This window comes from Pseudonocardia xinjiangensis (assembly GCF_050948425.1).
Taxonomy (GTDB): Bacteria; Actinomycetota; Actinomycetes; order Mycobacteriales; family Pseudonocardiaceae; genus Pseudonocardia; species Pseudonocardia xinjiangensis.
Genome location: NZ_CP192009.1, coordinates 2,836,542 through 2,850,236 on the forward strand (window position 1 = coordinate 2,836,542; position 13,695 = coordinate 2,850,236).

A 13,695-nucleotide genomic window follows, 5' to 3' on the forward strand; every position below is an offset into this window, starting at 1 on the left:
CGTGACGGTTGGCACCAGCACGGGTGGTGCCGTGGCAGCTCTCGCGACTCGGTGACCACGCCAGCCTGATGGGCGGCCGGACTTGCTCGCCTGGGAGCACGCGGAGAGCGGCGGGGCATAACAAGCCCAATCCGCGGCCCTTGGCTCTGGATCTGCACCGCCCGCCCGCTCACCCTGACACCGTGGAAAACTCGATCACCCCATTCCGGGTCGACGTGCCCGAGGAGCAGCTGGACGGCCTCCGCAGGCGGCTGCGCGAGACGCGGTGGCCGGACCGCGAGACCGTGCGCGACTGGTCCCAGGGTGTGCCGCTCGCCGTGATGCAGGACCTCGTCGCGTACTGGGCTGAGGAGTACGACTGGCGGCGGTTCGAGGCCCGGCTGAACGCGCTCCCGCAGTCCCTCACGCACATCGACGGCGTCGACGTGCACTTCCTGCACGTGCGCTCCCGCCACGAGGGTGCTACGCCGCTGCTGCTGACCCACGGGTGGCCCGGCTCGATCGTCGAGTTCCTGGAGGTCGTCGGGCCGCTCACGGATCCGGCGGCGTTCGGCGGGCGTACCGAGGACGCCTTCCACCTCGTCATCCCGTCGGTGCCGGGGTACGGGTTCAGCAGTCGTCCCGCCGAGCCGGGTTGGGGGATCGAGCGCATCGCCCGCGCCTGGGCCGTGCTGATGGACCGGCTCGGCTACGAGCGCTACGGCGCGAGCGGTGGCGACTGGGGCACAAGCATCAGCACAGTGCTCGGGATGCAGGAGCCGAACCGGCTGCTCGGCATCCACCTCACGCCCCCGCTCGTCGCCCCCGACCCCGCGACGCTCGACGACCTCACCGTGCAGGAGCGCGAGGCGCTCGACGCCCTCGCCGCGTCCGCGACCACCGGCTCGGCCTACGCCGCCCTGCACTCGACCAGACCGCAGACGCTCGCCTACGCGCTGCTCGACTCCCCGGTCGGCCAGGCGGCGTGGATCTTCGAGAAGTTCGTGGCGTGGACCGACAGCGGCGGCGACGTGTTCAGCGTGCTGAGCCGCGACGCTGTCCTGGACAACATCACCCGTACTGGCTGACCGGCACCGGAGCGTCGTCCACGCGTCTGTACTGGGAGAGCTTCCCCACCGTCGACGGCTGGTTCCGCGACGGCACGCCCGACATCGTCGCCGTGCCGACGGCGGCGTCGGTGTTCCACGACCTCCCGCGGCCGTCGCGACGGTGGGCCGAACGCCGGTTCACCGACATCCGGTACTGGAACGAGCCTGCGCACGGCGGGCACTTCGCCGCGTTCGAACAACCGGAGATCTTCGTCGCCGAGCTGCGCGCCGCGTTCCGTGCGCTCCGCACGGCCGCCTGAGGAGCGCCGCAGCGGGACGTTGCCCACTCCTACCAGGGCCTGCACCGACGGCCGCGTGCCGGAACTCGAGGAGATCCGCGACGAAGAGGCCGGGCTGCTCGGTGGCCATGAAGTGACCAGCCCTCGGGAGGATCGCCCACCGGTGGTCGCCGTACTGCCGGCGGGCGATGCTGCGGGGCGGGATCCCCCCGTTCTCGGCCTCCCTGGCGTCGAACGACAACGGCATCAGGGCAGTCTCACGAAGATCCTTTCGATCTTCTTCGGAACCGCTCTTGCCAGCGGGCGTTGTGATCGGGACGGCGCTTAGCACTACAACGCCTGCCGGCAAGACCGATCTGGCGTAGGCGACGCGAGAGATCTTGATGTCAAGGGGACCGGCTATGATCACAGCCGGACGTCGACACAGCGTTCGAGCGCCATCGGTGGCGTCACGGATCGCGTTCGTTCGAGTCCGCCCAAATCTACAGCCCGCAGACCTTCTGACCGCGGCGCCGTACCCACCGCTGAAGGTTCGGAGTTCGGGCAAACAGTCAGCGCGCGAGGGCGTGTCGCGATCCGACGCAACACCGTTCCCCGCAGCTCGGTCAGCGGCGGCCCGACGGGACGTCAGCGTTGCCGCGGTCGTCGGACTTCCGCTTCGCGAGGTCAGGGTCGACAGCGCGCACGCGGGCGACGGCGCCGTCGCCGACGTAGACGATGGCCTTGACCCGAGGCAGGCGGGGCGGGCGCGTTGCGGCGACGGCAAATCCGGGCTGGCTGGCGGCCTCATCGCCGTGCCAGCTGCCGCCGGGCACGACGTCCTGGAGTGCTTGTCCGGTGGCCTCTACTTCGGCGAGCAGCCCGTCGCGCTGACCGCGACGATCGCCGGGGACGCGCTCGGGGTGTTCTTGCTGTCGGCGAATCCCGGACCCCGCGCGCGCTACTCGACCTTGCGGCGGAGGACGGTGCGCAGCTGCTCCGCCGCTGGTGGGTCGAGCTCGGTCAGGAGCGCGCGGGCGTGGCGATGCAGCTCCGCCGCCCGGTCGGCTGCCCCGGCGCGGTCGTGGAGCTCGGCGAGGCAGGCGAGCGTGCTGGCTTCCCCGAAGCGGTCGCCGATCTCGCCGAACAGCGCGAGGGCGTGCTCGTAGCCGCTGGCGGCGGAGGCTGGCTCGGCGCGCCGGTCGTGGATCTCGCCGAGGCAGGCCCACGTGTGCGCCTCGTAGCTGCGGTTGCCGAGATCGCGGTGCTCGGCGAGCGCCTCGGTGCAGATCCGCAGCGCCTCGGCGGAGTCGCCGAGCCGGCCCCGGTACCACCCGACGTCGGTGAGCGCGATCGCGCGACCGGCCCGGTCGGGTCCGGCCTCGAACAAGCGCAGTGCCAGCTCCGCGGCGGCGAGTGCCTCGGCGTCGCGGCCCTGCTGCCCGTGGACCAGATCGCGGCAGTAGTACGTCCACGCCCGGCCGCCGGTGTCGTCGGCGGCGAGCGCCAGCGCGCGATCGAGGTGGTGGTGGGCGTCGTCGAACCGGCCGAGGTCGGCGTTGGCCAGCCCCAGCTCACGGTGCGCGCGGGACTGCGCGGCCGGCTCGCCGAGCCGGCGGGCGACGGCGAGCGCCGTGCGCTGCGTGGCGACCCGGTCGAGCCAGCGCCCCCGCCGGTGCAGCACGACGTTCATCGCCTCCGCCGTGCCGAGCGCGTGGCGGGGGAACCCGCCGTCGGCCGCCGTCGCGATCACGGCCAGCAGTACGGCGTGCTCGGCCGCGAACCACGCCAGCGCCCGCGGGCCGTCGTCGATGCGTTCGGCAGTGCCGCCCGCCGGCCGGTCGACGGGCTCACCGTGGCCGGGCAGCAGCTTGTCGGCGCGGTGCGCGGTGTGCAGGTAGTGGTCGAGCATCCGCTCGGTGCTGCGTCGCCGGTCGGCCGCGCTGTCGTGCCGGATCGCGAGCTCGTGCGCGTAGGCGCGCAGGAGGTCGTGGAAGCGGTAGCGGCCCGGGAGGTGCTCGGTGACGAGGTGAGCGCGGGCGAGTTCGGCCAGCGCCGCGTCCGCCGGACCTCCAGCGAGACCGGCCGCCGCGGCGCACGTGATGTCGGGGCCTGGATGCAGTGCGAGCTGCCGGAACAGCTGTGCCGCGGGCGCGCTGAGCCGCTCGTAGGACCAGGAGAACACCTGCCACGGGTCGGGGCCGCCCGTGGCGACCGCGGAGAGCCCGCCACCAGCCTGCAGCTCGTCGGCCACCGCGGCGAGCGGGAACCGCGGGCGCGTGGCCGCTCTGGCGGCCACGACGGCCAGCGCGAGCGGCAGCCCGGCGGTCCGCGTGATCAGCGCTGAGGTGGCCTCTGGTTCGGCGGCGACGCGCGCGCGGCCGATGCGCCCCGCCAGCAGCTGCTCGGCCTCGGCCTGGTCGAGCACGTCGAGCACCAGCGGGTGCGCGGCCGTGCTGGCCAGGAGCCCGGGCAGCTCGGCGCGGCTGGTCACGAGGACGAGGCACCCCGGCGATCCGGGCAACAGCGGGGCGACCTGCTCGGCGTCGTGGGCGTTGTCGAGCAGCACGAGCGTGCGCGAGCCGGCCAGCACGCTGCGGTAGAGCGCGGCACGGCCGTCCGGCGTGCGGGGGATCCGCTGCGGCGGTACCTGCAGAGCCTCCAGGAATTCATGCAGCGCCTCCGCCGGCGCCACGGGACTGCCGGACGGGTCGAATCCGCGCAGGTCGACGTGCAGCTGCCCGTCCGGGAACCGGTCGGCGACGCGGTGCGCGAAGTGCAGGGCCAGGGCGGTCTTCCCGACGCCGGCCGAGCCGGATATCACCACCGGCCGCCGGGCAGCCGGGCCAGACCTGGTGAACCACCCGTCCAGCGCCCTCAGCGCCGCGCTGCGGCCGGCGAAGGCCGCGACGCCGGCTGGCAGCTGCCGCGGCACCGGACGCGACGGCGCATCGAGCAACGTCGCGTGCAGCTGCTGCAGCTCAGCGCTCGGATCGACGCCGAGCTCGTCGGCGAGGCGCCGTCGCAGCGCGCCGTACAGCTCGAGGGCTTCGGCAGAGCGGCCGCTGCGGGCGAGCAGGGCGAGCAGCCGTGCCCACAGGGGCTCGCGCAGCGGGTTCCGGGCGAGCAGGGCGCGCAGCTCGCCGAGCGCCCCGGCCGGATCGCCCAGCCCGGTCGCCAGCTCCAGATCGATCCGCCGCTGCACCGCGGCGAGCCGGCGCTCCTCGAGCCGCGCGGTGTGCGTGCTGTGCAGCCACTCGGAGCGCACCCCGTCGAACGGCTCGCCCCGCCACAACCCCAGCGCCTGGACGAGCCGGGCGTGCTCGCTCGCCGGGTCGCCGGCCGCCGCGTCGAGCAGCCGGCTGAACCGCAGGGCGTCAACCTGGTCCGCGGCGACACGCAACGCGTAGCCGGTGCCGGCCGCGACGACCAGCTCCGCACCGAGCAGCTGGCGCAGCCGCCGGATGTTGCTGTGCAGGTTCGCCCTGGTGTTGACGGCACCGTCGTGGCCCCAAACGGCGGCGGTGAGCCGATCCGCCGGCACCGGGTGCGGCGCGCCCATGGCGAGCGCGGCGAGCAGCGCCGGCAGCCGGGCGCCGGAGAGCTCGATCGCCCGGCCGTCGACCACGACGCGCAGCGGGCCGAGCAACCCGATCTCCACGACGGCGATGATAGGGCGTTTCCGTCTGCTTTCAGCCGCGTTGCAGCGCCGTCGGGTTCGCTGTCGCACGTCCCAGCCGATCTGCTCTGGAGTAGCCGATGAACACCGTGACGTCCGCCGATGGCACTCCGATCGCTCTCCACCGCGCCGGCAGCGGGCCGGTGGTGGTGCTCGTCGGGGGCGGCCTCGACGACGGCACCGAGAACGCGCCGCTGGCGGCCGCGCTGGCCGAGCAGTGCACAGTGATCAACTACGCTCGCCGCGGCCGCGCCCCCAGCGGCGACACGCACCCGTACGCGGTGGAGCGCGAGCTCGACGACATCGCCGCGCTGGTCGCGCACGTCGACGCGCCGGTGTGCCTCTTCGGGGCCTCCTCCGGGGGTGGCCTCGCGCTGGAGGCGGCGGCCGCGGGCCTACCGGTTGCCCGGGTCGCGGTGTACGACGTGCCGTACTGCATCTCCGACGCCATGCAGTGCCGCGCGGACGACTACGTCGCGCAGCTCGACCCGGCGCTCGCCGAGGGCCGGCACGGCGATGCGCTGGAGCTGTTCATGCAGCTCGCGGGGTCCGGGCCGGCGGTCATCGCCGCGGCCCGCGCGTCGGCGTTCTGGCCGGGTCTGGAGGACCTCGCGCCCACCCTCACCTATGACGCGGCGTGCATGCGCGGGTACCGGCTGCCGGCCGCGCGGCTCTCCGCCGTCACCACGCCCACGCTCGTGATCGATGGCGACCGGTCCGCGGGCGGCGACGAGGGGATGGCCGGTCTCCCGCCCGACTTCTTCGCGCAGGCTGCCGATGCCATCGCAGCCGCGGTCCCCGCGGCCACACGGGTCACCCTGGACAGCCAGGGACACGTCGCCGATCCGGCCGTGCTGGCGCCGGTGCTCATCGAGTTCTTCGCGTGATCCGTCGATCACCTCGTCGACGGTGGGCAGCCGCTCGATCTCTGCGCGGACGGCGGTCGCGGCGGCGGTGTAGGACGGTTCGGTCAGCAGCGCCCCCCGTACCTACCGCTGAAGGTTCCCGAGGCCTGACCGGCCGGCCACGATCAGTCCGGCGGAGAGAACCTGCCCTCGCCGAGATCGACGCCGATATGGAGAAGCAGGTCGCCAAGATCCAGTCCGGGGACGGAGCCCCAGTCGATCGACATGGCTAGAGATCAACCATACGACGCATGTACATGACGTGCTGTGTCAGGGAGAAAGCACGTCAGACAGACGACGGACTGGCATTGAGGGCTTCAGAGTTGCGGGCTTCCGTGAGCACGAGGTATCCGGCAGCGAGGTCGTAAACCACCAGTAGCTGCCCCAAATGATCAGGATAGGCACCATCGTGGGGAGCACTCGCCCCAATCGGGCGGAGCGAGGAATCACCGCATGAGAGTGACGACCTCTGAGGCCACGTGCTGAACCATGACGACGACTTCGTTGCTGTCACTGGTTGATCGTCAAACCCACACGGCCGGCGACCGGGTCTCGCGATGAGCGCGACCTCGGACGTCGGGTGTGCAAGGTGGTGGTAGGGAGTCTGCCCGAGTCGCGGACGCCCGCCCGCGCCTGAGCAACAGGTCGGGTGCGCCGTGCGGACCCTGTCTGTGGGGCGTGTTCTGGAGCGAGGGCTGGAGGAGGACGGTTGCGTAGGAACTCACGTACTGCGGTCGCGCGGGATCGGGTGGTCATCCGGTTCGCGGGCGACTCGGGCGATGGGATGCAGCTGACGGGTGACCGTTTCACCTCGGAGACGGCGGCGTTCGGCAACGACCTGTCGACATTGCCGAACTTCCCCGCGGAGATCCGGGCTCCTGCCGGAACGCTGCCGGGGGTGTCGTCGTTCCAGTTGCACTTCGCGAACTACGACATCCTGACCCCGGGTGACCAGCCGGATGTGTTGGTGGCGATGAACCCGGCCGCGTTGAAGGCCAACATCGTCGACCTGCCGCCAGGGGCGGTCTTGATCGTGAACACAGACGAGTTCACCACACGGAACCTGACCAAGGTCGGCTACGAGGCGAATCCGCTCGGGGACGAGTCGTTGTCGGACTTCCAGGTGCACGAGGTCGCCATGGCCACCCTCACCAAGGGTGCGCTGGAGGAGACCGGGCTGTCGAAGAAGGACGCCGAGCGGGCGAAGAACATGTTCGCGCTCGGCCTGTTGACGTGGATCTTGACGTCCGGCAAACCCCAGGAACGAGCTGTCGGTCACCTCGCGGCACAGGCTGAATACGCCAGCCTCACCACAGCCATCAACCACGCCCTAACCACCGCCCAACCCGTGCTTGCCCGTGCTATACCCGGTCGAGGAACTCCTTGATCGAACCAAGCAGCAACCCACCCGACGACAACTTCTCGACCATGCGCTGGCCGCCGCACGACCCACCAATCGACCTGACCTACGCCTCGAACAAGTTCAGCTTCACCACCTCGCGGGCATAGTGGCGCAAGAGCAGCGGCGGTTCGCCGATGCGGAGTGGGCCTACCGTCAGGCCCTGGATCTAGGGCTGGAGTTCGACGACGGGCGCGGTGCCGCCGGCACCCATCTCCATCTGGGCACGGTGGCGCAGGAGCAGCGGCAGCTCACAGACGCCGTCGCCTTCTTTGTGAGGGCGGCGTCAGCGTGGTACGGCGCCACCGGAAGTTGGCCTTCAGAAACGTTGTCGTCAATCAAGCACATGCTCGACCAGCTAGACCCGGACCAGGGTCAACGTCTGCTAGTCGAGAACGTGCCGCTGGGGTTCTCGACGACCTGTCGACGGCCGTCGATCAAGCCGAATGTTGACGGCCGTCGACTAGGAGCGAGCTCGGGGTGTAGCAGACACCAGGGTCATTACTTATCGGGCAAGCGCGGATGAGCGATCAAGATGGGTCGGGACTGATGAGAGGTGTTGGACGCAACCGGCGGTGTGGGACGCCGTCCTCCAGCAGTTAGGACGTGTTCAGGAGATTCAGGAAAGGATGAGAAACCTTGCCAATAAGTCCGCAGGTAGATGGCGGCTCAGGCAGATCGGATCCTTCGGCTGACTGAAGGTGGTGTCTCGCCAGCGCCGCGGCCGATGCCGCTGGTCAGGCGACCGAGCGAGGACGGCGACACCGCCCTGCGCCGTGTGGACTGCGCGCTGGCCGTGCTCATCTCACCATCGGCCGGTTGGCCACCATGACAGGGTTCCTGCGTTCCGTGCTGGCCGTTCCCGAGGGCGCCAAGATCAAGCCCCGTTGGTTTGGGGACCGCACGGGGACCACACGTCGTACCTTCGCCTGCTCGCGAGCCACTGGAAGGGCCCCCTGCGCTCACGATGCACGCCTTTGACGTGCGGAGACGCCTACCCGCACGTCCTGGGGGGCAAGGGGTCGCAGGTTCAAATCCTGTCGTCCCGACGGCATGATGGGCGGTTCCCTTTCGTCGGGGGAGCCGCCCATCAGCATTTCTACCTGCGGAGATGCGGTGTAGGTGGGTCGCTGCTGGCCTTGGGCTGAAGCCGGGTGCGGCTGGCTTTCGATCATGGTTTCTTGGTGAGTGACTATGTGAGTGGCTGTCGGGCTCGTTGTGGGGGAACAGGTCGTCCATCGCGGTGGTGCCCTCGTCGAGCACGGCCTGTTCGGCTACGCCCATGTCCGCCGCGTGGAACGGGCCCTCGTCACCGAGTACCGGGACGCGGTACGCAGCGCGCTCGACCACCTCGACGCCGACGCGGGCACCGACGAGGTCGTCGCGATCGCGGAACTGGCCGAGATCGTTCGTGGCTACGAGGACATCAAGCTGGCCCGGGTCGGCCAGTTCCGCGCGCAGATCGAGGCCGCGCTGGCCGACCTCACCGGCAGGCGGCAGGTGGGCGCGGCCGACCCGTCGTGACTGTGCGGTCCGAGCGGCCCGCTGCTCGGAAGCCCCTACCCGCGGACGTCCCGGCGCATCGCCGGCCGGTCCTCCTTGCGGCGGTCGACCTCGGTGAACCCCGCCGCGAGGAAGGCCGAGGCGATGCCGGTCATGGCGGTGTCGGGACCGGCCTTGCGGCCCGGCGCCGGTTCGACGGGAAAGCCCTCGACCGCCTGCACACCGTTCTCGGCGGCGAAGGCACACGCCGCCTCGATCATGTCGGCCTGCAGGCCGTGGCGGCGGTGCCCGTGCCGGACGAACAGACAGGTGATCACCCAGACCGGCGTGTCGTCGACGGCCTTCGTCACCGGCGAGCGCTGCAGCCGGGAGTACTCGGAGCGTTCGCCGATCCCGACCCACCCGGCCGGCTCGCCGTCGACGTAGCAGACGAGCCCGGGCGGTGGCTGCTGCGCGGCGCGCGCCCGCATCGCGCGCTTGTTCCCGCCGTCCCGGCCGGCGTCCCACTGGGCGAAGGGCAGGCGCCAGTGCATGCACCAGCAGTTGCGGGATCCGCCGTTCGACCCCATGACCTTCTCGAAGTCCGCCCACGTCTCCGGAGTGAGCGGCGCCGCCGCGAACGTCGTCATGTCGGTGCTCCTTCCGTCGGCGCCCCGATGTCGGGCTCGCTCGATCAGGACCTGGGCATCGAGCGGATCAAGAACGTGATCGGTGCGGTCGTCAGTGCCAGGCCGACGCTCAGCGCTGGCCGACAGAGCGTCACCGTCTAACGGCTTATGATGGTGACGATAACGCGGGTGGTCCGTCCGCTCAACCCGGGGACGGCGACGCGCGAGGACGGAGGAGGATCGTGGGCGGGGACACGGGGAGGGCGGCTCCCGGATCGCTGGAACTGGTCCGGCGGTTCGTCGACACGCAGGACCTGTACAACGATCGCGACGAGATGGGCGACGCGACCGCCGCGACCGCGTGGCTGGCCCGGGCCGACGTCATCGATGGCACCGACCCGATCACCCGCAGAGACCTGGCCGACCTGCACGGGATGCGGGACGCGCTGCGCGAGATGGCGGCGGCGAACACGATTGGCGATCCGTCGGCGCGCGCCGCCGTCGAGGCGTTCAACGAGATCTCCGCCCGGCACCCCGCCTCGGTCCGGCTCGATCTGCCTTCCGGCGCGATGGTGGCGGCGCTCGTGGCGAGGCGCGACGGCGGCCCCCGCGCGATCGCGACGATTGCGGCCGCCGTGGCGGAGGCCGTGCTCGTCGGGACGTGGCCCCGCCTCAAGTCGTGCGCCAATCCGGAGTGCCGCTGGCTGTTCTACGACGGCTCACGCAGCCGCACCGCGCGCTGGTGCAGCATGGGCGCCTGCGGCAGTATCGTGAAGTCCCGCCGCTACCGGCAGCGCCACCGGGAGGCGGCCACCGGGTGAACGGTGCCGCCCCCCGCTGCACACGCCGCACGGCCCCCGCACACAGGTCAGAATGGCCGTGATCGGGTCTGGCGTACACATTGTCTGCTGTGGCTGGGGCATGCCGCGCCAGCCAGGTGTGTTGGCGTACGGGCATCCCTGTGACCAGGGCGAACAGCAGGAAGGCATCTGGCACCCCAGGAAGTCGTTCCGTACCGTTCCGTGGCTGGGCAGTCTCGCGCTCGGACCCGCTCTTCCCCGTCCCTCGTATTGGCCGCTTTGCTCGTCGGAGCGGGGGGCAAGGGCGGCGCTTGCGCCATCGCGGAGCGACGCCGTAGGCGACATTGCGGTCGCGGAGACGTGGATCATCCCTGGCCGGGGGACCGTCATTACCTCGGAGCACGCGCCACGGCGAGGAGGTGGGGCGTCGCGGCGGTGGTTGATGGGTCGGTCTCGATCTGTTCGAGGCAGTGGAGGGCGAGGTCTCGTCCCTCGGGGTCAGCGAGCAGGCGGGCGAGGTCCGGGCTCCAGGCGAGCATCCCTTCGACCGGTAGAATGTCGACGTCGTCGAACCCGGCTTCGATGACTTCGTCGTGGAGCTCGGCGCAGGTGTGGAAGTAGGCCGTGGTGAAGTAGCGGGTGTCGTCGTTCGGGTTGCGGTGCTGGCCGGTTCGGAGGTCCTCGGTGAGGATCTCGACGAACGTGCTGTCGGCGATCAGGCCGTGGTAGAAGCCGTCCATCGTGCTGGCGTATCGGGAGATCGCGGCGACGGCGACGGGTGCGCCGGGACGGGCCACACGGCGAGCTTCGCGGAGCGCGCGGAGCCGGTCGGCGCTATCGACGAGGTGATAGAGGGGTCCGAGGAGGAGGACGGCGTCGTAGGAGTCGTCTGCGGCGTCCAGGGCCACCGCGTCACCGAGCGCCGCGGTGAAGGTGCCGAGTGCCGCGGCCTGTTCGACGTGCTTGGGCACCGGGTCGACGAGGTGGACCGAGTGACCACGATCAGCCAGCCACGAGGCGTAGACACCTGCACCGCCGCCCACATCGAGGATCGCGCTCGGTGTCGTGGGGAGGACCCGGTCGAGAATGACCTGGGTGCGCAGGAGTTCGAGCGACTCGGCGGCGGTCAACCGGCCCCGTTCGTCGGCTGCGGAGTAGTGCGCGACGAGCTCGGCGCGTTCGTTCATGTGGAGCGACCGTAGAGGTTCACGACGATCTTTACGATCGAGCGGCTCATGCGCGGGGCGCCGTTCCTGCTCATCGGCGATGGCACGTCCGAGATCCGGAGACGATCATCAGCCGTGGCCTGCTGGGGGTACAGGCTGGGATTGCGTCGCGGCCGCCCGCGGATTTCGCCGTGCATGTCGGAGTCACGACCGTCGGTGGGCCCGTTTCCAGAGCGTGCGGAGACTCACCACCGTGCAGCCACCCACCGAGACGTCGGTTCCTCGACGGGTGCGGGTCGAGTAGTAGGGGATGGGGCCACACCAGCCGAACCGGCCGCGTCGCACCCGCCGAGCGGGCTTGTGCTCCGGGAACCGACGCCGCGGAGGGCCGCGACGGTCCACCCTGCACCCGTCGCGCCACCCCGAGCTGCTCTGCTACTGCCCGGGCACCCAGGAGCGGTTCCGGACCTGGCTGAAGGACTGGTACGACGGGTACGTCCCCGGCTTCGCGCCGCGCATCCCGTTCCACCAGGCCGTGCGCGACATCGTGGAGTGGCGGCGCGAGCACCCCTGACTTCACCAAGCCCGACCCCGAGGTGGACGCCATGATCGACCGCCTGGTCGGTGGCTACCACGAGGCCCGGCGGATCTTCGCCGGGCTCACGCCCGCGGGGGAGTAGGCCGCCGCGGGGAGCGCCGCGGGAACCGCGGCGCTCCTCCGGGCGCTCAGCCCCCGGTGGCGCTCGGCAGCAGTGCCGGGCAGCCGCCCGTCACGTGGTCCGGGTCGTACTCGAAGTGCCAGTACTCGTTGGCGTACCGGCGGCACCACCCCAGCGCCCGCCCGTCGCGTTCCACCCAGGCCGCGGAGGCGAGCGGCTGCACGTCTACCGCGATCCCCTGCACGTGCATCGACCGGTCCGGCGGCAGCACGTACCTCCCGGCGAGCTCCGCCGTGCCGAACTTCCGCACGGCGTCGTCGAACTCGCGCTGCTGCTGCCCCAAGCTCCGCTTGCCGTCGTTCAGGCACAGCCGGCCCCCGTCCTCCGCAGCCGCGGCCTGCAACCGGAGCCACGCGTCCAGCACGTCCGGGCGCAGGCCGCGGGGCTGCTCGTCGACGAAGCGGGCGTCTGCAGGGCAGGGCGGCCCGGTCTCCGGTCCGAGGACCTCCGCGACGATCGCCATCGGCCGCCCCGGGACCCGTTCGCGGGCGAGGTCGGCGAGGGCGGCGAGGGCGACGTGACCGGTCGGGCAGAGTGCCACGACGGCTGTCGTCGCGAGCACCGAGGTCAGCAGCGCGGCGGTCGGCAGGCGCCGGACCGCGCGGGCGAAAGCGGTGCGCACGGGCCCCTACCCCAGCGCGCCGGCGGCGACCTCGGCGGCCTTCGCGATGAGCGCGTCGTCGTGCTCGGCGTCCTGCGCGGCGCGGTCGGACATAACCGCGAGGACGAGCGGGGCGCGGTCGGGCGGCCACAGCACGGCGATGTCGTTGCGCGTGCCGTACGTTCCGTCCCCGGTCTTGTCACCCACCACCCAGCCGTCGGGGACTCCGGCCCGGATGAGCGCGTCCCCCGTCGTGTTCCCGCGTAGCCAGCCGACGAGCTGGGCGCGGTCGTCGTCGGACAGCGCGTCGCCGAGGGCGTAGGCCTGCAGGTCGGTCGCAAAGGCCCGGGGCGTGCTCGTGTCGCGTTCGTCGCCCGGAGCGGTGTCGCTCAGCTCCGGCTCGTAGCGTGCCACGTCGGTGACGTTGTCGCCGATCCCCGCCAGCGCGGCGTCGAGGCCGGCGGGCCCACCGAGGTCGTGCAGCAGGAGATTGGCCGCGGTGTTGTCGCTGTAGCGGACGGCGGCGTCGCACAGGTCGCGCAGGCTCATCCCGGTGTCCACGTGCTGCTCGGTGACCGGTGAGTAGTGGACGAGGTCCGCGGTGCCGTAGTGCACGACCCGGTCCAGCTCGGTCGGTGAGGTCCGGTCGAGGACCGCGGCCGCGGCCATGGCCTTGAACGTGGACGCGAAGGCGAACCGTTCGTCGGCCCGGAAGGCGAGGGTGCGCCCCGACCCGGTGTCGAGGGCAAAGACCCCCAGCCGCGCGTCGAAGTCGCGTTCAAGCTGTGCGAACCCGGCCTCTGCGGCAGCGTCCTCGGGCCGCTGCTCCGCACTCGTGGCGACGGCGACGGGCGGTGCCGGCGCGCGGCCGCCGTCGGCGGCGCAGCCCGCCGCCCCGACGAGCGCGGCGGTCGCGGCGGCGGCGGCGAGGAGCCTCCTGGTGCGCTGTGCCGAGTTCCCGGTGTCCGGCATGGGTGTTCCCTCCTGGGGTGGTGTCGAGTTCGGGCGG

12 protein-coding genes and 1 pseudogene are annotated in these 13,695 nt (G+C 71.5%); 7 read left to right on the top strand and 6 right to left on the bottom strand.

From position 1 onward, the window contains the following. The first annotated feature begins 194 nt into the window (after nt 1-194). Nucleotides 195-1,348, top strand: a pseudogene (locus ACQPZA_RS13550) (epoxide hydrolase family protein). 584 nt (nt 1,349-1,932) lie between these two features. Here the strand turns inward: ACQPZA_RS13550 and ACQPZA_RS13555 are convergent. Next, the gene (locus ACQPZA_RS13555) at nt 1,933-2,142 is read right to left on the bottom strand and encodes a hypothetical protein (protein ID WP_433280990.1); all 210 of its coding nucleotides are present in this window, start codon (nt 2,140-2,142) and stop codon (nt 1,933-1,935) included. Nucleotides 2,143-2,267: 125 nt separating this feature from the next. After that, nucleotides 2,268-4,967 (bottom strand): BTAD domain-containing putative transcriptional regulator, encoded by a 2,700-nt coding sequence (locus tag ACQPZA_RS13560; protein WP_433280992.1) that lies wholly within the window; start codon nt 4,965-4,967, stop codon nt 2,268-2,270. 98 nt (nt 4,968-5,065) lie between these two features. On the opposite strand from ACQPZA_RS13560, the gene ACQPZA_RS13565 reads away from it, so the two are divergent. From ACQPZA_RS13565 to ACQPZA_RS13580, 4 genes are all read left to right on the top strand, one after another. Next, complete coding sequence (locus ACQPZA_RS13565) at nt 5,066-5,872, top strand: alpha/beta fold hydrolase (RefSeq protein ID WP_433280994.1); 807 nt, start codon at nt 5,066-5,068, stop codon at nt 5,870-5,872. A gap of 727 nt (nt 5,873-6,599) precedes the next feature. Next, entirely contained in the window at nt 6,600-7,277 is a 678-nt protein-coding gene (locus ACQPZA_RS13570) for a 2-oxoacid:acceptor oxidoreductase family protein (protein ID WP_433282811.1), read from the top strand. Continuing rightward, complete coding sequence (locus tag ACQPZA_RS13575) at nt 7,274-7,399, top strand: hypothetical protein (RefSeq protein ID WP_433280996.1); 126 nt, start codon at nt 7,274-7,276, stop codon at nt 7,397-7,399. Before ACQPZA_RS13570 ends, ACQPZA_RS13575 begins: the two co-directional genes overlap by 4 nt. Before the next feature lie 1,090 nt (nt 7,400-8,489). Continuing rightward, complete coding sequence (locus ACQPZA_RS13580) at nt 8,490-8,813, top strand: DUF6537 domain-containing protein (RefSeq protein ID WP_433280998.1); 324 nt, start codon at nt 8,490-8,492, stop codon at nt 8,811-8,813. Between the two features lie 35 nt (nt 8,814-8,848). On the opposite strand, the gene ACQPZA_RS13585 is transcribed toward ACQPZA_RS13580, so the two are convergent. Beyond that, on the bottom strand, nt 8,849-9,421 hold the full coding sequence (locus ACQPZA_RS13585; protein ID WP_433281000.1) for a GNAT family N-acetyltransferase: 573 nt from the start codon (nt 9,419-9,421) through the stop codon (nt 8,849-8,851). A 221-nt stretch (nt 9,422-9,642) separates the two neighbouring features. Between ACQPZA_RS13585 and ACQPZA_RS13590 the strand changes: the two genes are divergently transcribed. Beyond that, on the top strand, nt 9,643-10,221 hold the full coding sequence (locus tag ACQPZA_RS13590) for a CGNR zinc finger domain-containing protein (RefSeq protein ID WP_433281002.1): 579 nt from the start codon (nt 9,643-9,645) through the stop codon (nt 10,219-10,221). A gap of 368 nt (nt 10,222-10,589) precedes the next feature. Here ACQPZA_RS13590 and ACQPZA_RS13595 read toward each other — a convergent pair whose 3' ends face one another. Next, the gene (locus ACQPZA_RS13595; RefSeq protein WP_433281004.1) at nt 10,590-11,387 is read right to left on the bottom strand and encodes a class I SAM-dependent methyltransferase; all 798 of its coding nucleotides are present in this window, start codon (nt 11,385-11,387) and stop codon (nt 10,590-10,592) included. 337 nt (nt 11,388-11,724) lie between these two features. Here ACQPZA_RS13595 and ACQPZA_RS13600 point away from each other — a divergent pair, with 337 nt between their 5' ends. Then, a complete protein-coding gene (locus tag ACQPZA_RS13600) occupies nt 11,725-11,940 on the top strand; it encodes a hypothetical protein (RefSeq protein WP_433281005.1) in 216 nt (71 codons plus the stop codon). A gap of 152 nt (nt 11,941-12,092) precedes the next feature. On the opposite strand, the gene ACQPZA_RS13605 is transcribed toward ACQPZA_RS13600, so the two are convergent. Both ACQPZA_RS13605 and bla read right to left on the bottom strand, forming a co-directional pair. Beyond that, a complete protein-coding gene (locus ACQPZA_RS13605; RefSeq protein WP_433281007.1) occupies nt 12,093-12,707 on the bottom strand; it encodes a D-alanyl-D-alanine carboxypeptidase family protein in 615 nt (204 codons plus the stop codon). Nucleotides 12,708-12,713: 6 nt separating this feature from the next. Next, nucleotides 12,714-13,658, bottom strand: a complete 945-nt coding sequence (gene bla / locus ACQPZA_RS13610) for a class A beta-lactamase (protein ID WP_433281009.1) — start codon at nt 13,656-13,658, stop codon at nt 12,714-12,716. Nucleotides 13,659-13,695: the final 37 nt, after the last annotated feature.

Excerpts from the sequence above, each read along its gene's own strand:
- ACQPZA_RS13565 (WP_433280994.1), top strand. The coding sequence starts at position 5,066 with ATGAACACCGTGACGTCCGCCGATGGCACTCCGATCGCTCTCCACCGC.
- ACQPZA_RS13585 (WP_433281000.1), bottom strand. The coding sequence starts at position 9,421 with ATGACGACGTTCGCGGCGGCGCCGCTCACTCCGGAGACGTGGGCGGAC.
- ACQPZA_RS13595 (WP_433281004.1), bottom strand. The coding sequence starts at position 11,387 with ATGAACGAACGCGCCGAGCTCGTCGCGCACTACTCCGCAGCCGACGAA.
- bla (WP_433281009.1), bottom strand. The coding sequence starts at position 13,658 with ATGCCGGACACCGGGAACTCGGCACAGCGCACCAGGAGGCTCCTCGCC.